Below are 22,882 nucleotides of genomic sequence, written 5' to 3' on the forward strand. Positions count from 1 at the left end.
AAACTCACGTCTTACGGTATCGCTGGATGCGCATTATTGTGTGTCCAGGGTTAATATCGGTTTTTATATCGTTCCTGACTGCGGTAACGATTACGGACTGCTCGTCGCCGCTCTTCTGGTGTCCCCTGTGATTTCAGTAAACACTGTTCACGTCGCCGAGCAATCTGTTCCGATTCAGCATCATCAAGGCAATGGTCTATGACAGTAAGCCACTGCGTCGCAGCTCTACGCCAGAATCCGGCCAGCTCTAAATCGGTCGCTTTTTGTGTTAACGTTTCAATACTGAACCGCCCCGGTTTTCTTGGAGAGTTTTTAGTCCGGGAACTCAGGCTGCCAGATCCTTGTTCACCAGGGAAGCATAGTACGCTTGCTCTGCCTCAACCGGGGGCACATAACCAATGCGCTCCAAAAGCCACCGATTGTTGAACCAGTCTACCCAGTCCAGCGTCGCCAACTCCACATCCTGCCTGCTTTCTCAGCTTCGACGGTGGATAACCTCTGCCTTATATAACCCGTTGATACTTTCTGCCAGGGCATTGTCGTATGAGTCTCCTACGCTACCCACTGATGCCATCACCTCGGCATCTTTCAGGCGTTGCGTGTAAGCCAGAGAGACATACTGAGACCCGCGATCGCTATGATGGATGACGCCACTGCCTGGCCTTCTGGCCCACAGTGCCTGTTCCAGTGCATCCCGGATGAACGAAGTTTCCATCGTGGATGAGACCCGCCAGCCCACGATGACACCAGCGAACACATCGATGATGAACGCCACATATGCGAACCCCTGCCATGTGCTGACGTAGGTATGTTCATGCTGCCGTCTGAAGAGGCAACGGTTTCTCGTTTGACGCTGGGGGAACAGGTATTTGTGCAGTGCACGGAGCTTTCGTTTTATCTTGAAGTGTTGTCCGGGGTCGGGTGTGCGCTGAACTCTGGGGCTGAGGAGCAACGAATGGGAGGCTTTGGTGCGGGAGGATAATGTCAATGCTTATCGTTATGAGTTTAAGAGGTTCTGTCGCATTAAGGCGTCGTCAGGTAACATGCTGTTTTTATTTACGATTCTGCCTAACTATGTATCTGATCCAAACGCCTTCCGTCGCTTACATTATCCCGTCGATATTATTGCTCAGTGTGTCCGCTGGTATTTGGCTTACTCACTGAGTTTACGCAACCTGGAAGAGATAATGGCAGAGCGCGGTATTCTTGTTGACCACTCCACGTTACACCGCTGGGTCATCCGCCTGGTGCCCTTGATAAGGTATTTCGCCGGCATAAGCGCACAGTAGGTAGGCGGTGGAAAATAGATGAAATCTATATAAAAATCAAAGGTCAGTGGAAATATCTGTACCAGGCTATTGACAGCAACGGCCAAACCATCGACTTTCTGCTGACCACCAAACGTGATGCAGCAGCCGCGCTGCGTTTTTTCCGCAAAGCCATTCGACACCATGATGAGCCAGAAATTGTTACTATCGATAAAAGTGGTGCCAACACGGCAGCGCTGTCAACACTCAATGCCGACAAACCAGAAGAAGAAGCCATAACTATCAGGCAGAGTAAATACCTGAACAGGATCATCGAAATATCAAACGACGGATACGATCGATACTGGGCTTCAAATCATTTAGACGTGCGCAGACGATATTGGCGGGTATTGAATTAGTCCACATGATACGCAAAGAACAGCTTCATCATCCAGTCGGTGACGGATTGTCACCGGCGGAACAATTTTATCAGTTGGCGCCTAAATAACCGACAACGCAACTTTTGCCCACTTCATATCACTAATGCAACAGAGCCAAAAAGGTTGCTCTACCGGTAACGGATTGTCTCCGGAAGAGCAATTTTACCTTTGGACTGTTTTAAAGGGGAGGAAGTGCAACTTCCGAGCCCCGCCATTAATGTGGCACAACCCTCTTTATATTATTCAATTCTATTAATGGATACAACTCACGTTATAACCATTTGTATCACCACCTCCTGGGTTATATGAAACTGTACCATTATTCATATAAACATAAAAATGACCGTTACTAGGACTGCTTAACTCAGAAGTACGATACACGGTATTAAGCGGCCATCCTTGAAGCGTTTGTATTGTCGAGTTTGGATAAAGGTTATATAAACCAACCAATTGTGCTCTGGTTGGTAATGTTGTACAAAGTAGCACTGCCTGATTTTGTGTAAAAGTAGCCCAAGACTCATTGTTCACACTAGCTACATCAACCCCTGTTCTTTCTGCTGCCAAATATGGGCGTGTGAAAGTCACTCCAGAATAAGTCAATGTTTCTGTCATATATCCCCACATATTCGCCAGTGGTGTATCAGGGCTGGTGACTATATTAAAAATGACTCCTATTTGTTGCCTATCATTACTCTCTGCTACAGCTTGAAGTGTCGTTTTCACACCGATACCATTCGGATCTGTTATTGATAAAACCAATTCCCCTGCCGAATTTGTAACGCCTGTATACAAATCATAATCTATACCATTTATTTTCAATGCACCGCTATTTGTAACTACTGCATTTTGACGATTAGTAACATCTACACTAGTGAAGGTTATTTTCGTGTTTGGTGCTGGGTCAGATGTATTTTTAAGTTTTGCACTAATAGTCAATTGGATCGTATCACCTATATTTTTTCGATCAGAATCAACCGACATAGTTAAGTCAACAGGAATTGGCATTAATACGATACTAGCTGCATTCACGCCCAGTGCAGAACCACCAACACTGGCCGTCAGGCTGGCCGTACCGGCTAGCGTACCGGCGGTCAGGGTCGCGGTATAGACCCCGCTGGCCTGCTCGGTCACTGTACCCAGGGTACCCAGCGTGGTGGCCAAGGCCACCGCCTGCCCGGTGACCGGGTTATCGTTGTTGTCCCGCAGCGTCAGCGTCACCAGCGAGGTGTCGCTGCCATTGGCTTCAATATTGACCGGGGCCGCCACTAACGTTGAGTTGGTGGTGCTCAGATCACTGCTGTTGCCGTTCAGCGTCACCGTGGCCGGGGCCACGCCCAGTGCAGTACCACCAACACTGGCCGTCAGGCTGGCCGTACCGGCTAGCGTACCGGCGGTCAGGGTCGCGGTATACACCCCGCTGGCCTGCTCGGTCACTGTACCCAGGGTACCCAGCGTGGTGGCCAAGGCCACCGCCTGCCCGGTGACCGGGTTATTGTTGTTGTCACGCAGCGTCAGCGTCACCAGCGAGGTGTCGCTGCCATTGGCTTCAATATTGACCGGGGTCGCCACTAACGTTGAGTTGGTGGTGCTCAGATCACTGCTGTTGCCGTTCAGCGTCACCGTGGCCGGGGCCACGCCCAGTGCAGTACCACCAACACTGGCCGTCAGGCTGGCCGTACCGGCTAGCGTACCGGCGGTCAGGGTCGCGGTATACACCCCGCTGGCCTGCTCGGTCACTGTACCCAGGGTACCCAGCGTGGTGGCCAAGGCCACCGCCTGCCCGGTGACCGGGTTATTGTTGTTGTCACGCAGCGTCAGCGTCACCAGCGAGGTGTCGCTGCCATTGGCTTCAATATTGACCGGGGTCGCCACTAACGTTGAGTTGGTGGTGCTCAGATCACTGCTGTTGCCGTTCAGCGTCACCGTGGCCGGGGCCACGCCCAGTGCAGTACCACCAACACTGGCCGTCAGGCTGGCCGTACCGGCTAGCGTACCGGCGGTCAGGGTCGCGGTATACACCCCGCTGGCCTGCTCGGTCACTGTACCCAGGGTACCCAGCGTGGTGGCCAAGGCCACCGCCTGCCCGGTGACCGGGTTATTGTTGTTGTCACGCAGCGTCAGCGTCACCAGCGAGGTGTCGCTGCCATTGGCTTCAATATTGACCGGGGTCGCCACTAACGTTGAGTTGGTGGTGCTCAGATCACTGCTGTTGCCGTTCAGCGTCACCGTGGCCGGGGCCACGCCCAGTGCAGTACCACCAACACTGGCCGTCAGGCTGGCCGTACCGGCTAGCGTACCGGCGGTCAGGGTCGCGGTATACACCCCGCTGGCCTGCTCGGTCACTGTACCCAGGGTACCCAGCGTGGTGGCCAAGGCCACCGCCTGCCCGGTGACCGGGTTATTGTTGTTGTCACGCAGCGTCAGCGTCACCAGCGAGGTGTCGCTGCCATTGGCTTCAATATTGACCGGGGTCGCCACTAACGTTGAGTTGGTGGTGCTCAGATCACTGCTGTTGCCGTTCAGCGTCACCGTGGCCGGGGCCACGCCCAGTGCAGTACCACCAACACTGGCCGTCAGGCTGGCCGTACCGGCTAGCGTACCGGCGGTCAGGGTCGCGGTATACACCCCGCTGGCCTGCTCGGTCACTGTACCCAGGGTACCCAGCGTGGTGGCCAAGGCCACCGCCTGCCCGGTGACCGGGTTATTGTTGTTGTCACGCAGCGTCAGCGTCACCAGCGAGGTGTCGCTGCCATTGGCTTCAATATTGACCGGGGTCGCCACTAACGTTGAGTTGGTGGTGCTCAGATCACTGCTGTTGCCGTTCAGCGTCACCGTGGCCGGGGCCACGCCCAGTGCAGTACCACCAACACTGGCCGTCAGGCTGGCCGTACCGGCTAGCGTACCGGCGGTCAGGGTCGCGGTATACACCCCGCTGGCCTGCTCGGTCACTGTACCCAGGGTACCCAGCGTGGTGGCCAAGGCCACCGCCTGCCCGGTGACCGGGTTATTGTTGTTGTCACGCAGCGTCAGCGTCACCAGCGAGGTGTCGCTGCCATTGGCTTCAATATTGACCGGGGTCGCCACTAACGTTGAGTTGGTGGTGCTCAGATCACTGCTGTTGCCGTTCAGCGTCACCGTGGCCGGGGCCACGCCCAGTGCAGTACCACCAACACTGGCCGTCAGGCTGGCCGTACCGGCTAGCGTACCGGCGGTCAGGGTCGCGGTATACACCCCGCTGGCCTGCTCGGTCACTGTACCCAGGGTACCCAGCGTGGTGGCCAAGGCCACCGCCTGCCCGGTGACCGGGTTATTGTTGTTGTCACGCAGCGTCAGCGTCACCAGCGAGGTGTCGCTGCCATTGGCTTCAATATTGACCGGGGTCGCCACTAACGTTGAGTTGGTGGTGCTCAGATCACTGCTGTTGCCGTTCAGCGTCACCGTGGCCGGGGCCACGCCCAGTGCAGTACCACCAACACTGGCCGTCAGGCTGGCCGTACCGGCTAGCGTACCGGCGGTCAGGGTCGCGGTATAGACCCCGCTGGCCTGCTCGGTCACTGTACCCAGGGTACCCAGCGTGGTGGCCAAGGCCACCGCCTGCCCGGTGACCGGGTTATCGTTGTTGTCCCGCAGCGTCAGCGTCACCAGCGAGGTGTCGCTGCCATTGGCTTCAATATTGACCGGGGCCGCCACTAACGTTGAGTTGGTGGTGCTCAGATCACTGCTGTTGCCGTTCAGCGTCACCGTGGCCGGGGCCACGCCCAGTGCAGTACCACCAACACTGGCCGTCAGGCTGGCCGTACCGGCTAGCGTACCGGCGGTCAGGGTCGCGGTATACACCCCGCTGGCCTGCTCGGTCACTGTACCCAGGGTACCCAGCGTGGTGGCCAAGGCCACCGCCTGCCCGGTGACCGGGTTATCGTTGTTGTCCCGCAGCGTCAGCGTCACCAGCGAGGTGTCGCTGCCATTGGCTTCAATATTGACCGGGGCCGCCACTAACGTTGAGTTGGTGGTGCTCAGATCACTGCTGTTGCCGTTCAGCGTCACCGTGGCCGGGGCCACGCCCAGTGCAGTACCACCAACACTGGCCGTCAGGCTGGCCGTACCGGCTAGCGTACCGGCGGTCAGGGTCGCGGTATACACCCCGCTGGCCTGCTCGGTCACTGTACCCAGGGTACCCAGCGTGGTGGCCAAGGCCACCGCCTGCCCGGTGACCGGGTTATCGTTGTTGTCCCGCAGCGTCAGCGTCACCAGCGAGGTGTCGCTGCCATTGGCTTCAATATTGACCGGGGCCGCCACTAACGTTGAGTTGGTGGTGCTCAGATCACTGCTGTTGCCGTTCAGCGTCACCGTGGCCGGGGCCACGCCCAGTGCAGTACCACCAACACTGGCCGTCAGGCTGGCCGTACCGGCTAGCGTACCGGCGGTCAGGGTCGCGGTATAGACCCCGCTGGCCTGCTCGGTCACTGTACCCAGGGTACCCAGCGTGGTGGCCAAGGCCACCGCCTGCCCGGTGACCGGGTTATCGTTGTTGTCCCGCAGCGTCAGCGTCACCAGCGAGGTGTCGCTGCCATTGGCTTCAATATTGACCGGGGCCGCCACTAACGTTGAGTTGGTGGTGCTCAGATCACTGCTGTTGCCGTTCAGCGTCACCGTGGCCGGGGCCACGCCCAGTGCAGTACCACCAACACTGGCCGTCAGGCTGGCCGTACCGGCTAGCGTACCGGCGGTCAGGGTCGCGGTATACACCCCGCTGGCCTGCTCGGTCACTGTACCCAGGGTACCCAGCGTGGTGGCCAAGGCCACCGCCTGCCCGGTGACCGGGTTATTGTTGTTGTCACGCAGCGTCAGCGTCACCAGCGAGGTGTCGCTGCCATTGGCTTCAATATTGACCGGGGTCGCCACTAACGTTGAGTTGGTGGTGCTCAGATCACTGCTGTTGCCGTTCAGCGTCACCGTGGCCGGGGCCACGCCCAGTGCAGTACCACCAACACTGGCCGTCAGGCTGGCCGTACCGGCTAGCGTACCGGCGGTCAGGGTCGCGGTATACACCCCGCTGGCCTGCTCGGTCACTGTACCCAGGGTACCCAGCGTGGTGGCCAAGGCCACCGCCTGCCCGGTGACCGGGTTATTGTTGTTGTCACGCAGCGTCAGCGTCACCAGCGAGGTGTCGCTGCCATTGGCTTCAATATTGACCGGGGTCGCCACTAACGTTGAGTTGGTGGTGCTCAGATCACTGCTGTTGCCGTTCAGCGTCACCGTGGCCGGGGCCACGCCCAGTGCAGTACCACCAACACTGGCCGTCAGGCTGGCCGTACCGGCTAGCGTACCGGCGGTCAGGGTCGCGGTATACACCCCGCTGGCCTGCTCGGTCACTGTACCCAGGGTACCCAGCGTGGTGGCCAAGGCCACCGCCTGCCCGGTGACCGGGTTATTGTTGTTGTCACGCAGCGTCAGCGTCACCAGCGAGGTGTCGCTGCCATTGGCTTCAATATTGACCGGGGTCGCCACTAACGTTGAGTTGGTGGTGCTCAGATCACTGCTGTTGCCGTTCAGCGTCACCGTGGCCGGGGCCACGCCCAGTGCAGTACCACCAACACTGGCCGTCAGGCTGGCCGTACCGGCTAGCGTACCGGCGGTCAGGGTCGCGGTATACACCCCGCTGGCCTGCTCGGTCACTGTACCCAGGGTACCCAGCGTGGTGGCCAAGGCCACCGCCTGCCCGGTGACCGGGTTATTGTTGTTGTCACGCAGCGTCAGCGTCACCAGCGAGGTGTCGCTGCCATTGGCTTCAATATTGACCGGGGTCGCCACTAACGTTGAGTTGGTGGTGCTCAGATCACTGCTGTTGCCGTTCAGCGTCACCGTGGCCGGGGCCACGCCCAGTGCAGTACCACCAACACTGGCCGTCAGGCTGGCCGTACCGGCTAGCGTACCGGCGGTCAGGGTCGCGGTATACACCCCGCTGGCCTGCTCGGTCACTGTACCCAGGGTACCCAGCGTGGTGGCCAAGGCCACCGCCTGCCCGGTGACCGGGTTATTGTTGTTGTCACGCAGCGTCAGCGTCACCAGCGAGGTGTCGCTGCCATTGGCTTCAATATTGACCGGGGTCGCCACTAACGTTGAGTTGGTGGTGCTCAGATCACTGCTGTTGCCGTTCAGCGTCACCGTGGCCGGGGCCACGCCCAGTGCAGTACCACCAACACTGGCCGTCAGGCTGGCCGTACCGGCTAGCGTACCGGCGGTCAGGGTCGCGGTATACACCCCGCTGGCCTGCTCGGTCACTGTACCCAGGGTACCCAGCGTGGTGGCCAAGGCCACCGCCTGCCCGGTGACCGGGTTATTGTTGTTGTCACGCAGCGTCAGCGTCACCAGCGAGGTGTCGCTGCCATTGGCTTCAATATTGACCGGGGTCGCCACTAACGTTGAGTTGGTGGTGCTCAGATCACTGCTGTTGCCGTTCAGCGTCACCGTGGCCGGGGCCACGCCCAGTGCAGTACCACCAACACTGGCCGTCAGGCTGGCCGTACCGGCTAGCGTACCGGCGGTCAGGGTCGCGGTATACACCCCGCTGGCCTGCTCGGTCACTGTACCCAGGGTACCCAGCGTGGTGGCCAAGGCCACCGCCTGCCCGGTGACCGGGTTATTGTTGTTGTCACGCAGCGTCAGCGTCACCAGCGAGGTGTCGCTGCCATTGGCTTCAATATTGACCGGGGTCGCCACTAACGTTGAGTTGGTGGTGCTCAGATCACTGCTGTTGCCGTTCAGCGTCACCGTGGCCGGGGCCACGCCCAGTGCAGTACCACCAACACTGGCCGTCAGGCTGGCCGTACCGGCTAGCGTACCGGCGGTCAGGGTCGCGGTATACACCCCGCTGGCCTGCTCGGTCACTGTACCCAGGGTACCCAGCGTGGTGGCCAAGGCCACCGCCTGCCCGGTGACCGGGTTATTGTTGTTGTCACGCAGCGTCAGCGTCACCAGCGAGGTGTCGCTGCCATTGGCTTCAATATTGACCGGGGTCGCCACTAACGTTGAGTTGGTGGTGCTCAGATCACTGCTGTTGCCGTTCAGCGTCACCGTGGCCGGGGCCACGCCCAGTGCAGTACCACCAACACTGGCCGTCAGGCTGGCCGTACCGGCTAGCGTACCGGCGGTCAGGGTCGCGGTATACACCCCGCTGGCCTGCTCGGTCACTGTACCCAGGGTACCCAGCGTGGTGGCCAAGGCCACCGCCTGCCCGGTGACCGGGTTATTGTTGTTGTCACGCAGCGTCAGCGTCACCAGCGAGGTGTCGCTGCCATTGGCTTCAATATTGACCGGGGCTGCTACCAGAGTCGAATTGGCATAGTTTATCGTTGGTGCATTCACCGTAATGAGCATGCTTGCCTGAGGGGAAGCGTTGCCTTGATTGTCATAGGCGATAGCATTCAGAATGTAGCTGTTACCACTGGCTCGGTTAACCTGATATCCCGGTAGCGTTATCTCCAAACCATCTTTGCTGGTTTGTTTTAACACGCCACCCGCTGCGATCAGTTCTGCGCTTTGCCAATCAATGCGTTTAAGACCGTGCGTCGCTGTCACTTGCGCAGTGATGGAGTGCAGCGAGAGAGGATCGCCTACCAAACTTTCTGGCAATGACAAGCGCACCAGATTCTGTTTCTGGTAGTCCAATACAATATTATTATTACGTTCAACCAAATCATACCGACTCCCAGCCAGAGTACGGCTTGTTGCAACGGCTGAGGGGGCAATATGGGATTGCCACGTTTCACCTAAGCGATAGTTCAACTGGACATTAATGCTGCTATCGTTTTGCCCACTTTTACCTGCGCGATGTTCAGCGCCAATAGTGACTAATGGAATTGGGGTATAATTTATCCCAGCAGTAATAGCATGAGGGTTTTTCTGGCGGTTATCTTTACCAAACAGAGCAACTTCATCACCAACATATTTTTCATACATTACCTTACCGCCCAATTGGGGATACGACGGTAGATAGGCTTCAGCACGCAGGTCATAACCGTTAGCAGGGCGTTCGTTATAATCGGTAAAGTCCCGAGACTGATGCCAGTCCGTGATACCAAAATAGTTGTTGGCGGATAATTTTAGGTAATCAGTCCAAGCTTCTGCCCCCACGCCGATACGCCGATTTTTACCAGTCAGGTCGTTATCAAAGAAGGTATTGGCACCATACATCCAGCTTCCTTGGAATGTACGCACTCCGGCGCCTATATTGACTGTATTACGGCTGTCTTTATTGCGAGCACCGAGTTGGGTAAAGAGAATTGACTTTTCATTGTCATACAATGGCATCAAAACATCGGCCGCGCTGCCATCCAGATGGAAATCATCATTAACATTTAACTGTACGCGTGCAGTGCCAAACTGGCTCAACCACTGCTGTGCTGAGCTATTGAATTCATTGCTGGCGGCTGAACGAAGCACCCGCTCACCGGATTTAGCTGGATCACCGTTGGATAAGGCTGTGGCGCCCGCCACCGCATGACCGGCTAATTGGTTTTCGACTGAAAGTATATTGCCTTTATTGTTATCTATCGAGAAGGGAGAGGCTTTACGGGGGACATCAATCTCGTCGCCAGTAGTCAAAGTTGTAAAGGGGCGAGAAAAAGTACGGTAGATATTTATTTTTTTGAGTTCATCAACGCTAATACCGTATTTCTTCGCCACTGTATCGACAGTCTCTCCCAAACCCAGCACATAGGGTTCAGAGGATGAATAAGATAATGTTGTTGCAGCCTTTGAAGCTTTCATCGCTGCAATAGCCGGAGAAAAAGAGGCACTCAGCGGGATAAATAATTGTAATAGTAACGTGCCCCATGCAACTCGTCTGATATGGGGACGCGGGAGATAAGCAACGGATCTTTTTGATGAAGTAGAAACAGTAGGCTGTAGCTTCTTTAAAAAAATAAAATACTTAATCATATATTTTCGCTCATCAATAGCGAATTTCGCTCTGAATTAAAAAGCAAAGAGCAAAAATTCATTATATATTAGTTATTTTGGAAATATTGCCAACTCGATTTTCCCGAATGCGGCAAGCCAAAGTATGAAATTAATATTAGATATATTTATCAAAAGAATCTGATTAAAATAAAAAATGTGCTTTCGTTGATAATCTTAGCGGTATTTTTTATTTAAGATTAGTAACAAGAAATTAGAAATGCAACACCAGTTACTTATTTTTAATTTAACACATCTATCGTTACAAAAAGCAGTGATACTAGATATATTTATGTAACTAATATACAACAAGATAGTAGGATAGTTATATAGGATTGAATACCCATTTAAAGTAAGAATTATCCTACAAAGAATACATTAATGTAGGGGGTGTAAGCGGGAAGGTAATCCCCCCGAAAAATCGGTGTGTTTATAAGTGGAATTTTCTCGTAATCTGAACCGGGGAGATCTCTATGAAAAAATCACGTTTTACCGACAGTCAAATCATGACCATCCTGAAGCAAGTCGAGGCCGGAACGCCGGTGGCTGAATTGTGCCGCGAGCATGGCATGAGCAATGCCAGTTTCTATAAGTGGCGCTCATGGTTTGGCGGGATGGATGCCTCCATGATGGCCCGTCTCAAAGAGCTGGAAGACGAAAACCGCCGCCTCAAAAAGATGTATGCCGAAGAACGGCTCAAAGCCGAGATTATTCAGGAGGCCATGGCAAAAAAGTGGTGAAGCCATCGCATCGAAAGCGGATGGCACAGGATGCGGTCAGAAGCCGAAACGTCAGCATACGTTTTGCCTGTCAGTTGTTTGTTGTCAGCGAAAGTTGTTATCGCTATCAGCCTGAGTTGAATGAAGAAAATGCCGTTATTGCCGACTGGCTGCTCCGCATCACTGACAGTCAGCGCAACTGGGGATTTGGTCTGTGCTTTTTATACCTTCGCAACGTAAAGGGCTTCAGGTTCAACCACAAAAGGGTGTACCGGATTTACTGCGAGTTGTCGCTGAACATGCGAATAAAGCCGAAAAAACGACTGAAACGGAATCAACCTGAACCGCTGGCGGTGCCTGAAAACAGTAACGAATGCTGGTCGATGGACTTCATGCATGATCAGCTATCGGATGGCCGTTCCGTCCGTTTACTGAATATTATCGATGACTTTAATCGTGAGGCCCTGGCCATCGAGGTGGATTTTTCTCTGCCCGCAAACCGTGTGGTGAGAACTCTCGAGCAACTCATTGAATGGAAGGGTAAGCCGGAAGTAATACGATGCGATAATGGGCCAGAATATACCGGCAAGATACTGATGTTATGGGCGGCTCAGCAGAATATAACCCTGCGTTTTATTCAGCCGGGTAAACCTCAGCAGAACGCTTATATTGAGCGATATAACCGAACAGTGCGTTATGGCTGGCTGGGGCAGCACCTGTTTTCCTCGTTGGAGGAATTGCAGGGCTATGCCACTCGGTGGCAATGGTTTTATAATCACGAACGTCCGAATATGGCACTAAATGGCTTCACGCCGATGCAACATATTCAGCGAATGTCCTGATTCTACTTATTACCTCCGTTAAAAATGGGGGGATTACCCTTCCTGTCGGTTAAACATAACTATATTGTACAAAAAATAGTTACGGGACACACCCTAGTCGCTTACCGGGAAAGCCCAATTCCGACTACTTTTTTAGGACATATTTCCCACCGTTATTAGGTTTCTTAATTTGAACAGGATCTCCTCAATAATTTAACTGTAATTTAATAAAAATATAAAATCATGATGGATTTGAGCTTAGTGATACATTGAGGCCTGTTCCCTTTGGCTATTTCTCTGCGGTTTCGGTGGATTGGATTACGTCTTATGTAGATCTCTGGCGAGTATATCAACGGCCATGCTTTTGTTCAGATGCAACAACTATTCCAGCCATAAGTTAATCTGTTTTAGTTCGGGTATAACGATATCAAAACAGGGGATTACACAATTCAAATTACCGAGGTGAAGACTTGGCAAAGGCTGCTCTGGCATTCAGTGCAGGGCTGACCGCGATCAGTGTAAACAGCACTGTTTGAATTTTTTACCACTGCCACAGGAGCAGGGATCATTACGTCCCGTTTTCGGCGGGGCGGCATAAGGAACAGATGATGGCAACGGCGTCTTTGTTACTGGTTGTCTCTGGCGCAGCCAGTGTGCGTGTAGGCTGAGTGCTGCTAGTGGTATCTTCTCGATGCGGTGTTGAATGTCGTCTAATGACATTTTTTCAAGGAGTGGAAAATTTTCTTCTTTGCCGTGGAGGGCAATGGCTTCTAACTCAGCGGTATGTGCTTCAGGCAACGCCGACCAGTCATCCAGCGCGACTCCTCTCATATAGCCGAAACACCACTCTTCCGCGATGATATATTCTTTATTCTCTATAGTGCGAAATTCTAAAAGCGGCGCAAACTGCTCGGGGCTGTAACAAAGCCGCTCGGCAATGTCATTCATGTGCTGAAAGGTGAGGTTCATAAAGCGCGTAAATTCATACTTGGATTTCCACTCGGGGGCATATTCTTCTCCACCCCAGATGACTGACAACCAGCGCTTTGGCGAAATCATATTTGGCCCGGAAAGAATAGCCGTTGTAGTGATGTGATGGACGCCCCTTCCTAAGGTAGTCAGTGCCATACTTTTACTGACTGCATTAATCCGGGAGTAACATCACATGAACACGATCAGAGTTGTTGGTGTCGATATCGCCAAATCTGTATTTCAGGTATGCGTCTGGAATGTTGATGGATCCGTCGCATGGAATAAAAAAATCCCACGTTCCAAATTGCTGGATACCATCCGACAGTTCGAACCCGGTACACTTATTGCGATGGAGGCCTGCGCTACTTCTCATTTCTGGGGGCGAACCTTCGCCGCTATGGGTTATTCCGTCAGACTTATCCCGGCACAATACGTGAAAGCTTTTGTCCGCAGCCAGAAGAATGATGCCAATGATGCGCTGGCAATTTGTGAAACTGCATTCCGCCCTGGTATTCACTTTGTTTCGGTTAAAACCACGGAACAACAGGATATCAAGGCGCTTCGAAATACACGCCAACTGATGGTTGAGCAGAGAACGGCGCTGGCTAACCAGCTTCGTTCTCTACTCGCTGAATATGGCCTCATTATCCCTGTTGGGATCCAGTGTCTCCAGCAGCATCTGCCTGAACTTATTGAAGATGCGTCGAATGAGTTAACTTTCACTCTCCGCCGTTTACTTTATTCATTACGGGAAGATATGCAGGCACTAAATGAACGCGTCACCGGTCTGGACAAAGAAATTGCTGCATTGTCTTCACAACAGACAACATATCGCCATTTATTAACGATCCCGGGAGTTGGCCCGCTCATCGCGGCGGCATTTATCAGTGAAGTGGATGCAGGACAATTTTCCAGCGGCAGAGAATTATCCGCCTGGTGCGGCCTAGTTCCCCGACAGCACAGTTCGGGAGGCAAGCAACGATTATCCTCCGTGACAAAAAATGGCAATCGTAGTCTCAGAACATTAATCATTCATGGTGCGCGGTCTGTAATGCGCTGTGTCAAAAAGCGCGATGACAGTCTGGGCCTTTGGCTGCAAAGGCTTGAGGGCCGTCGAGGGTTCCTGAAAACCACTGTTGCGCTGGCGAATAAACTGACGAGAATTATCTGGCGTATTTTGACCGATGGTGTTGATTTTAATATGCAGAAGGCCGTTTCGATGAATTAACTAAAAACAGCAATTTACAGAAAGCATTTTAACTGAGTTTGCAGGCACTGATAAGAAAACGGCTACCGTCCCTGTAACAGCCTGAAGTTGACCTGGGTAATCATATACCGGTGTAGTGATAAGGAAACAGGGCTCGGATAACATCATGGCGCGGGTAAATTAACCCACTATTGACGCCGGATATATGGTCGCAAACCGTATCGAACCAGTACTTGTAACACCCGGGGCGTCCATATATGGTCAACTAAAACTGGCCACCGCTTTAGAGTTTTTCCAGTATCGACTTTCCGATTCGTTTGGCGGTAACCCACCGTTATATTCGTGCGGCCTGAGCGTACTGTAATACCCAACGATATAGTCTGTTATTGCATGAGCTGCGTCGCTGAAGCTTAAGTAACCTGTCACCGGTATCCACTCGTTCTTCAGGCTTCTGAAGAAGCGCTCCATCGGGCTGTTATCCCAGCAGTTTCCACGTCGGCTCATACTCGGCCTGATCCGGTACCGCCACAGTGACTGTCGGAACTGCCTGCTTGTATAGTGGCTGCCCTGATCACTGTGGAACATCACTCCGGCTGGTTTGCCGCGAGTTTCCCACGCCATTTCCAGCGCTTTTATGGTGAGTCTACTGTCCGGTGAGAACGACATTGCCCAGCCTACCGGTTTCCTCGCGAACAGGTCGAGAACAACTGCGAGGTATGCCCAGCGTTTGCCTGTCCAGATATATGTCACGTCGCCGCACCACACCTGATTTGGCTCTGTGACTGCGAACTGTCGCTCAAGATGATTCGGGATAGCGACATGTTCATGACCTCCACGTTTATATCGATGAACAGGTTGCTGGCAGCTGACCAGACCCAGTTCTTTCATGAGCCTGCCAGCGAGCCATCGCCCCATCCGGAAGCCTCTCAGCGTTGCCATTGTGGCGATACTTCTTGCGCCAGCAGAGCCATGGCTGATGCTGTGCAGTTCCAGAACCTGGCTTCGTAATACGGTCCGCCTGCCATCCGGTCTTTCAGGACGGTTTTTCCAGTATTTGTAGCTGCTGCGATGAACCCCGAACGCGTGGCAGAGTGTGGCCACAGGATAACGCGCCCTGAGTTTCCCGATTAACGAGAACTGTTCAGGGAGTCTGACATCAAGAGCGCGGTAGCCTTTTTTAATATTTAATTTTCCATTTCAATACGTTGTAGTTTCTTCTTTAGCTCACGTATTTCAATTTGTTCTGGAGTAATAGGAGAAGCTTTTGGCGTTTTCCCCGGCGTTCATCACGCAGCTGTTTTACCCATCGCGTCATTGTGGAAAGACCCACATCCATAGCGCTGGCCGCGTCAGCAACGGTGTAGTTTTGATCAACAACGAGTTGAGCTGATTCGCGTTTAAACTCTGAACTAAAATTTCTTTTTTTCATTGAGGCACCTGTGTTGTTCTGAGGTGAGCATATCACCTCTGTTCAGGTGGCCAAATTCAGTGTGCCACTACAGTTGCAGTTGGGGGGCGATATTGCTCAATGGAGTAATGATGACCAAAACCGGTTGCATCTAGGCATCATGGGCGGTTATGCAAACAGTAAAAGTCGCACTGAATCTCGCTACTCTGGTTATCGTGCTCGTGCCTCTGTCGATGGCTATAGCGCTGCTATCTATGGTACTTGGTACGCAAACGAAGCTGATAAGTCAGGTTGGCATGTAGACAGTTGGGCACAATGTAGCTGCTTCAACAACACCGTTGACGGTCAAAACTTGACGGCTGAAGCTTACAACTCCAACGGGGTGACCGCCTCAATAGAGAGTGGCTATACCTTCAAAATCGGTGAGAATACGGCTAAAAACGCGACTTATTTTATCCAACCCAAAGCGCAAGTCACTTGGATGGGCGTCAAAGCTGATAGCCATAAAGAAGCCAACGGGACGAATGTGTCTGGTGAAGGCGATGGTAATATTCAAACCCGACTGGGCGTGAAAGCCTTTATGAATGGTTATAGCAATCAGGATAAAGGTCAGGACCGAGTGTTCCAGCCATTTGTTGAGGCAAATTGAATCCACAATACCAAGAAATTTGAGGCTAATATGAACGGTATCTCAGTGAAGCAAGACGGCGCTGCCAATATTGGTGAACTGAAAGTGGGTGTGGAAAGCCAGATTAATAAGCAAGTGAATCTGTGGGGTAATGTAGGCCAACAAATTGGCAACAAAGGCTACAGTGATACTGCTGTGATGTTAGGGGCTAAATACAATTTCTAGTGAAGGAAATCATGATAAACTGTGGGCAGTCATTAGGGTTGTATCGCATTAAGGCGCAGTCCGGTAACATGCTGTTTTTTTTATGATGTTACCGGCCCATGTCTCTAATCCGAAAAGTCTTCCGCCGTCTGCATTATCCCCTCGATATTATTGCTCAGTGTGTACGTTGGTATTTGGCTTATTCACTGAGTTTACGCAATCTCGAGGAGATGATGGCAGAGCACGGTATTGCCGTTGACCATTCCACGTTACACCGTTGGTGTTATCCGCCTGGTGCCCTTGCTGGATAAGGCGTTTCGCCGACATAAACGCTCAGTGAGACGTCGCGCTCATCTGCATGAGCGACTGGCGAGGACGTTATTCGCTTCGGCGAGCGTTTTTTAAAGTGCGGATAACGGTGTTAATACCGATTTTTAGCGTTCTTGCCGTATCCCGAACACCCGTGCCGTTAAAGGCCATATCAACGATTTGCCCTTTAACTCCGGGTTTTCTGGCCTGATAAGTGTAGCTCAGTTGGAATACAGAGCGGCACTCACGACAGCAGAAACGGCTTTGGCCTTTAGGGTTCTGGCCATGGCGATAAACCAAAGCAGGATCACCACGGGGACAATGAACGTTAACACAAGCTATGAGCAAACCTCAAAAGCTCGCATTGTACATCAAACTCAACTAATTGGAGTCATTACCGTTTCTGGATTAAACTGCCGGTTCAACAGATTAGCGGCCACGACAGCGGTTTTTCCGCCGCGTGGACAGCGATGACGCCGGGGCCGTTTAGCTACCAGTAATAAGGTTTTCATTATCTATCATGGATCTGTTCTAGTACAAAGGGTACAGAATCTCGCAACGACGGATTTACCGTGCCACTGTGGTCAAGTCCCGGATATTCGCGTACCACTGTGGCTGTTCCTGCTGCTTTGGCTGCAGCTGCAAAACGTTGCTGCATTGCCGTAGGAACATTAATATCGTCTCCACCGATGCCAATGAACACAGGGTGTTCAATATGTAACGTCGGATATAACATTGTTTCAATTTGCGTGTCGAGTAATGTCTGAATGGCTGGTTTGAGGGTGTTAGCCGCATTCAGCGAATATCTGTTCACTTGTTCAGTGAGAGGCGCAATACACATTTCTCGTGCCTGTTGAAGGAAAGGCAGGGCCATGGGCTGAAAATAATTTTCTGCCTTCAGGTAGGGGTTCGTATCCTCGGCAGACAGATAGATGTAAAACGCATACGGAATTTTAGGGTCTGGGCCGGTGGTCTTGGATGTTCCAAATACTTGTTGGACGGACGTTGTCGCATTAAAATAAGGTGTCCCAGTCACAACAGTCGCCAGGATATTCAGTTTTGGCGCATATGTTTTCTGATAGCCTGCGCTGGCAAATGCCGCATGCGCTCCCTGTGATTGTCCCACAAGTACCAGCCTATTTTGTAGTGGGAAAGCGCTCAGCGCAGCGCGAGCACTGTCCAATACACTCCAGGCTTCGGCTCTGGCGTTCATATAATGGTGCAGCCCTTCCGATCCAAGACCGGCATAGTCTGGTGCGACGACAGCAAAACCCAGAGATAGCCAAGTATTCAGGTATTGACTATCGCGGGGAGTTCTGGGGTTGAGGGACGGTGCACAATGTGTGGCTATACCGACAGTACCATGTGCCCATATGACAACAGGCCAGCCACCTTGTGGCGTTACGCCTTTGGGCAGAAATACTGCCGCGGTGTCTTCTCGCGGAGTTTTACCATCGACTCCACTGATGGAGCGGTAGCGTATCAGGTATTGCCCACCCGCTTCCGACAGGCCATTTCTGGGTGGTAAAATAATTTTTTCTGTCACGTTTGCCACAATATTATATTGTGCTTGTTCGGCCATAACCGGCACTGCTACCAGAGTGATGAGTGAAAACAGCAGAGTTCTTCCCGCATGTAAAAATAAGGTTTTCAAATCCACGATAGAGGTTCCTTTATTGCATGTTTGTGAATCAAAATATTTTAATGCCGATGTTTAGCTTGGGAGCTCTGATTGGCAGAGTTCGGTTCACCAGAGAAGCATATTTAGCCTTCAAAAAAACCGTGATGTTTATATGTACTATGATGAATGTGCTTTCTATTGGTATATATCTGGCTCAGAGAAGGGTTAATTACAGGAAATTAAATAAAATCATGGTGATACAGTATAAAAAATAATATGTTACCTGAATACTACAGAACCCTATTTATCACCTTGTTGGGAGCTTTATCTGGTAACTGCCTATTTTTCAGGCAGTTACCATTTTCTAACTTACTGCATTGACATGATAATGCTTACTTATCAAGGGGGTACAAAAAGCAGTTAACATTATTCGAAAAACTCAACCTTACCACCATTTAAATGGTACATACTTCCAACTATTTTAACCTTACCTTCTTTCTCTAACTTTTTGATTATTTGACTATTTTTTCGTATCTCATTCATTGTGTTTTTAACATTACTTATAGCTACAGCATCGACATATTTTTCGTTTTTCCCACTCTTTTCCCCATCAAATTGAGTCAATTCAATAGCGGGTTTAATTTTATCGAGGAGCCCTGTTAGATTACCCATTTCAACACCGTCTATAGCCCCCCTGACAGCACCACAGGCGGTATGCCCCATAACTAAAATCACTTTAGCGCCCGCAGCAGCACAGGCAAATTCCAAACTACCCAGTAAATCATCGTTAGAGACATTACCTGCTATTCTTGCGTTGAATGCTTCACCAATCCCTGTATCAAAAATAATCTCTGCTGGAGCTCTGGAATCTATACAACTTAATATGACCGCTGCTGGATATTGACCATCTGCACTAGATTGCTTTTGTGCAAGATAATCATGCTGTTGCATCTTACCGGAGGTAAATCGCTTATTGCCTTCTTTTAATCCATTAACTATTTGATCTGGCGTTAGCTTATCTCGTTCTTCCTGACTTAAAGATGCGGCATAAGATATTGTGGGTAAACCTAAACCTACACCGCCAATAACACTGGCAGCAGTAATACCCAGAGCTGATTTCAATACACTGCGTCGACTTTCAGAATGCCCTTCTTCTCTGCAACAATTTTTTGTCTCGCTCATACATTCTCCTGGTATTATAAATAATGCGCTGTTACCAACTATATAGTTAGGATTTATAATGTAGCTAAAGCTTAGCTACATCCACAAATATTGTATGGCTACAAAAACTCGTGAAATGAATACATTACCTCGCCGAATGTTTGCAACAATTATAGTTTATTTGGCTGAGTTATCTATCTTGTCGTCAATACGCTGCAGCATATATGAATAAAATGGATTCGACGAGATACGCATCAGTGAATCCAGTCCAACAGCCAGTACGGACCGTTCACCACGAGCAGTAATCGTCCCCAGACTGATACCATATTGGTCAGGAGACTCAGGATAGCGACCATAGAGTGAATCAGTCATTGGGAATGGTAATGCCACATGAGATAATGAGAAAAGGTCCGGCGGATAAATCAATCCTGTAGGTGTAGACGTCTCGTTGGTTTGGTCTGCCAGTGTCGTTAACGCCACCGTTTCATCACTTTGTGGTGAAGCGTTAGTAATAATAGTGACGCTATAGTTACGTGGTGGTGGCGGCAATAAACGAGCCAAAGCGGTATAAGAAGACGTCCTCAATAAAGGCCCAAAATTAGCAGAATGATTCAAATCGAACAATACCACTTCGCTACCATTTTTCGGTAAATGATTATATAAGGCTGTCACAACAGCACGGGTACTTACCGTTGAATCCATTAATGACTGGAAGGTCAAAATTGGAGGCAACTTGTCCATTTCATTGTTTCGGGTATCACGCGCAATTTGCTGTTGTAGTACGGACGTCAGTAAGTAGGACTGGCGACCAGCATTAACCGGGAATGAATTGTATTTAAACGGATTAAATTCGGGCACTATCCCCAACCAAGCCGCTTTAGCAAACGCTGGGAAAATTGCGGGCCAACCTGCTATTCCGGCAAAACGCGCAAAACTTGTTACACCAATCATAGGAGATATCAAAATAACCCGTTGCGGTTTTGCCAGTTTAGAGTCATCCAAAGAATCCAGTGTATATTTCATTGCCAATGCACCGCCGTTAGAGAAACCAACAATATGCAGTGGCAAGTCCGGTCCGCTCAGCGCCTTAGCTTCACGGACAGCTAGCCGTGTAGCGGCTAACCAGTCCGGCCATTCAACATCGGTCAATGCACCGGGGACGGTACCATGAGCAGGTAAACGAATAACAATAGCAACATATCCATGTTGACGATAATTTTCAGCAATATGGCGCTGGCTATAGGGGGTATCGGTAAGACCATGCAACAAAACAACAGCACCTTTGGGTTTGCCATCAGGGTGCAGAATATAAGAGCGATTCCAATCATTTTTAAAATGAGGTGGATAAATTGCGTTACCTGAATAATAACGGTTTAAAGGAGTCTGAGTCCCTGGTTCCAGTTTCTCGGTAACATTCGTTCGAACTTCATCGAAAACCTTGTTTTCCGCTTTAATATAATCGGCCCAATTGGCTTTATCAATTTCAGCGGCCCGCATGTCATGAGGGACAAACGTGTGCCAAAGCTCAAGTTTCGGGCCACGTTGCGTGTCATAAATTCTTATCGCTAATATGGTAACTAACATTACTATCAAGGACAGCAAAACCCATTTGACCCAACGTTTAATAGCTAGAGTTGGCATAGAACTACCTCCATTTTTTGATTAAAATCAAATTATCACGGTTTACAAATGGAATGAGCTGCAAAAGTATAATTGGAGATAAAAATAATATTTTTGCGAGCCATAGCACACTTACGGTATGCCCCCTTCACCATTTTATATTCTGCACGGTAATCCCCCCATTTTTAACGGAGGTGATAAGTAGGATCAGGCCATGCATTGAATATGTTGCATCGACGTAAAGCCATTCAGCGCCATATTGGGTCGTTCATGATTATAAAACCATTGCCACTGCGTGGCATAGTTCTACAATTCATCCTGTGATGTAAACAGGTGTTGCCCCAGCCAGTCATAGCGTACCGTCCGGTTGTAACGCTCAATTGAGAGGATCGTTAGCTTAATTTATTTTTTCATTACAAAAATATCATCTTCAATTGGCAGCGCAAATTTGCAAAATATAATTGATGAAATATGTGATGAAATAGGCTCAAACTCAGGAAAACTTATACAACTGGCAACTCTTTTAGAATTGGGGAACTCAGTATCCGTAGGGCTTTGTTGAATAAATCGAACTTTTAGCCGTAATCAGGATCAGATCACCACATTCCCGATCCTGTAGCGGTATCTCGTGGCAAAACAAAAGTTTAAAATCACCAACTGGAACGTCTACAACAAAGCCCTCGTCAATCGGGGCTCACTGATTTTCTGGCTTGATGAGTCGGCTATTCAGGCCTGGTATGACAAGCCCAATACATCTTCACGTGGCCGTCCTCAACATTATTCTGAACTCGCTATTTCTACCGTACTGATGCTCAAACGTGTTTTTCGCCTCACGCTGCGTGCCGCGCAGGGATTTATTGATTCCATTTTTACCCTGATGAAACTTCCGCTACGTTGCCCGGATTGCTCCTGTGTCAGCAGACGGGCCAGGTCCGTCAACATTCCGTTTAAAACCCCCACGCGCGGCGAAATTGCCCATCAGGTTATCGACTCCACCGGATTAAAAGTCTTCGGTGAAGGGGAGTGGAAGGTGAAAAAATACGGTCAGGAAAAGCGCCGCATCTGGCGGAAACTGCATCTGGCGGTGGACGCTGATACGCATGAGGTTATCTGGGCTGACATGTCCTTGAACAACGTGACTGATGCAGAGGCATTCCCGGGACTTATCCGCCAGACACATCGGAAAATCAGGGTCGCTTCAGCCGACGGAGCTTATGACACCCGGCGGTGCCACGACGAACTGCGGCGTAAGAACATCAAAGCACTTATCCCGCCGCGAACCCGGGCGGGTTACTGGCCGGCTGAATATGCCGATAGAAATAAGGCGGTTGCCCGGCAACGGCTTACGGGGAGTAACGCCTGGTGGAAATGGAATACAGCTTACAACCAGCGGTCGGTGGCGGAAACGGAGATGTATCGTGTAAAACAACTGTTCGGCGGGCACCTGACGCTGCGTGACTATGATGCACAGGTCGGAGAGGATCCGTGCCTTAAACAAAATGACGCGTGCAGGGATGCCAGAAAGTGTGCGAATTGCCTGATAGCTCGTCAATTCGCGAAAGCTTTT

8 protein-coding genes and 8 pseudogenes are annotated in these 22,882 nt (G+C 51.1%); 6 read left to right on the top strand and 10 right to left on the bottom strand.

Translation table 11 applies throughout. From position 1 onward, the window contains the following. Positions 1 to 50: 50 nt before the first annotated feature. The gene (locus OP863_RS01815) at positions 51 to 329 is read right to left on the bottom strand and encodes a PerC family transcriptional regulator (protein ID WP_322740185.1); all 279 of its coding nucleotides are present in this window, start codon (positions 327 to 329) and stop codon (positions 51 to 53) included. Continuing rightward, a pseudogene (locus OP863_RS01820) lies at positions 326 to 814 on the bottom strand (IS3 family transposase); the annotation flags it as partial. The gene OP863_RS01815 and the pseudogene OP863_RS01820, both read right to left, overlap by 4 nt. A 229-nt stretch (positions 815 to 1,043) precedes the next feature. On the opposite strand from OP863_RS01820, the pseudogene OP863_RS01825 reads away from it, so the two are divergent. Then, positions 1,044 to 1,755: pseudogene (locus tag OP863_RS01825) on the top strand (IS6 family transposase). A 184-nt stretch (positions 1,756 to 1,939) separates the two neighbouring features. On the opposite strand, the gene yrIlm reads toward OP863_RS01825, so the two are convergent. Further along, complete coding sequence (yrIlm, locus tag OP863_RS01830; protein ID WP_265525825.1) at positions 1,940 to 10,627, bottom strand: YrIlm family inverse autotransporter adhesin; 8,688 nt, start codon at positions 10,625 to 10,627, stop codon at positions 1,940 to 1,942. 491 nt (positions 10,628 to 11,118) lie between these two features. On the opposite strand from yrIlm, the gene OP863_RS01835 reads away from it, so the two are divergent. After that, positions 11,119 to 12,206, top strand: a protein-coding gene (locus OP863_RS01835) for an IS3 family transposase (RefSeq protein WP_416222820.1) whose coding sequence is annotated in 2 segments (ribosomal slippage) — positions 11,119 to 11,380 and positions 11,380 to 12,206 — 1,089 coding nt in all. Because the reading frame shifts where the segments join, the coding sequence is not laid out codon by codon here. Between the two features lie 492 nt (positions 12,207 to 12,698). Here OP863_RS01835 and OP863_RS01840 read toward each other — a convergent pair. After that, a complete protein-coding gene (locus tag OP863_RS01840) occupies positions 12,699 to 13,313 on the bottom strand; it encodes a UPF0149 family protein (RefSeq protein WP_265525827.1) in 615 nt (204 codons plus the stop codon). Between the two features lie 37 nt (positions 13,314 to 13,350). Between OP863_RS01840 and OP863_RS01845 the strand changes: the two genes are divergently transcribed. Further along, positions 13,351 to 14,385, top strand: a complete 1,035-nt coding sequence (locus tag OP863_RS01845; protein WP_265525828.1) for an IS110 family transposase — start codon at positions 13,351 to 13,353, stop codon at positions 14,383 to 14,385. Between the two features lie 240 nt (positions 14,386 to 14,625). Here OP863_RS01845 and OP863_RS01850 read toward each other — a convergent pair. After that, positions 14,626 to 15,793 (bottom strand): annotated as a pseudogene (locus OP863_RS01850) (IS3 family transposase). Positions 15,794 to 15,866: 73 nt separating this feature from the next. Between OP863_RS01850 and OP863_RS01855 the strand changes: the two are divergent. Beyond that, a pseudogene (locus tag OP863_RS01855) lies at positions 15,867 to 16,625 on the top strand (autotransporter outer membrane beta-barrel domain-containing protein); the annotation flags it as partial. 98 nt (positions 16,626 to 16,723) lie between these two features. Beyond that, positions 16,724 to 16,967: pseudogene (locus tag OP863_RS01860) on the top strand (IS66 family transposase); the annotation flags it as partial. On the opposite strand, the pseudogene OP863_RS01865 reads toward OP863_RS01860, so the two are convergent. From OP863_RS01865 to OP863_RS01885, 5 genes and pseudogenes are all read right to left on the bottom strand, one after another. Further along, positions 16,957 to 17,255: pseudogene (locus OP863_RS01865) on the bottom strand (IS1-like element transposase); the annotation flags it as partial. The pseudogenes OP863_RS01860 and OP863_RS01865 overlap by 11 nt on opposite strands. Positions 17,256 to 17,424: 169 nt before the next feature. Then, positions 17,425 to 18,495, bottom strand: a complete 1,071-nt coding sequence (locus tag OP863_RS01870; protein ID WP_265526219.1) for an alpha/beta fold hydrolase — start codon at positions 18,493 to 18,495, stop codon at positions 17,425 to 17,427. Positions 18,496 to 18,960: 465 nt separating this feature from the next. Further along, the gene (locus tag OP863_RS01875; protein WP_265525829.1) at positions 18,961 to 19,716 is read right to left on the bottom strand and encodes a carbonic anhydrase; all 756 of its coding nucleotides are present in this window, start codon (positions 19,714 to 19,716) and stop codon (positions 18,961 to 18,963) included. Positions 19,717 to 19,872: 156 nt separating this feature from the next. Further along, positions 19,873 to 21,336 (bottom strand): alpha/beta hydrolase, encoded by a 1,464-nt coding sequence (locus OP863_RS01880; protein WP_265525830.1) that lies wholly within the window; start codon positions 21,334 to 21,336, stop codon positions 19,873 to 19,875. Positions 21,337 to 21,522: 186 nt separating this feature from the next. Continuing rightward, positions 21,523 to 21,696, bottom strand: a pseudogene (locus tag OP863_RS01885) (integrase core domain-containing protein); the annotation flags it as partial. A 247-nt stretch (positions 21,697 to 21,943) separates the two neighbouring features. On the opposite strand from OP863_RS01885, the pseudogene OP863_RS01890 reads away from it, so the two are divergent. Continuing rightward, positions 21,944 to 22,856 (top strand): annotated as a pseudogene (locus OP863_RS01890) (IS5 family transposase). The last annotated feature ends 26 nt before the right edge of the window (positions 22,857 to 22,882 follow it).

The sequence above is a fragment of the Yersinia sp. SCPM-O-B-9106 (C-191) genome, from assembly GCF_026183365.1.
Lineage (GTDB): Bacteria > Pseudomonadota > Gammaproteobacteria > Enterobacterales > Enterobacteriaceae > Yersinia > Yersinia rochesterensis.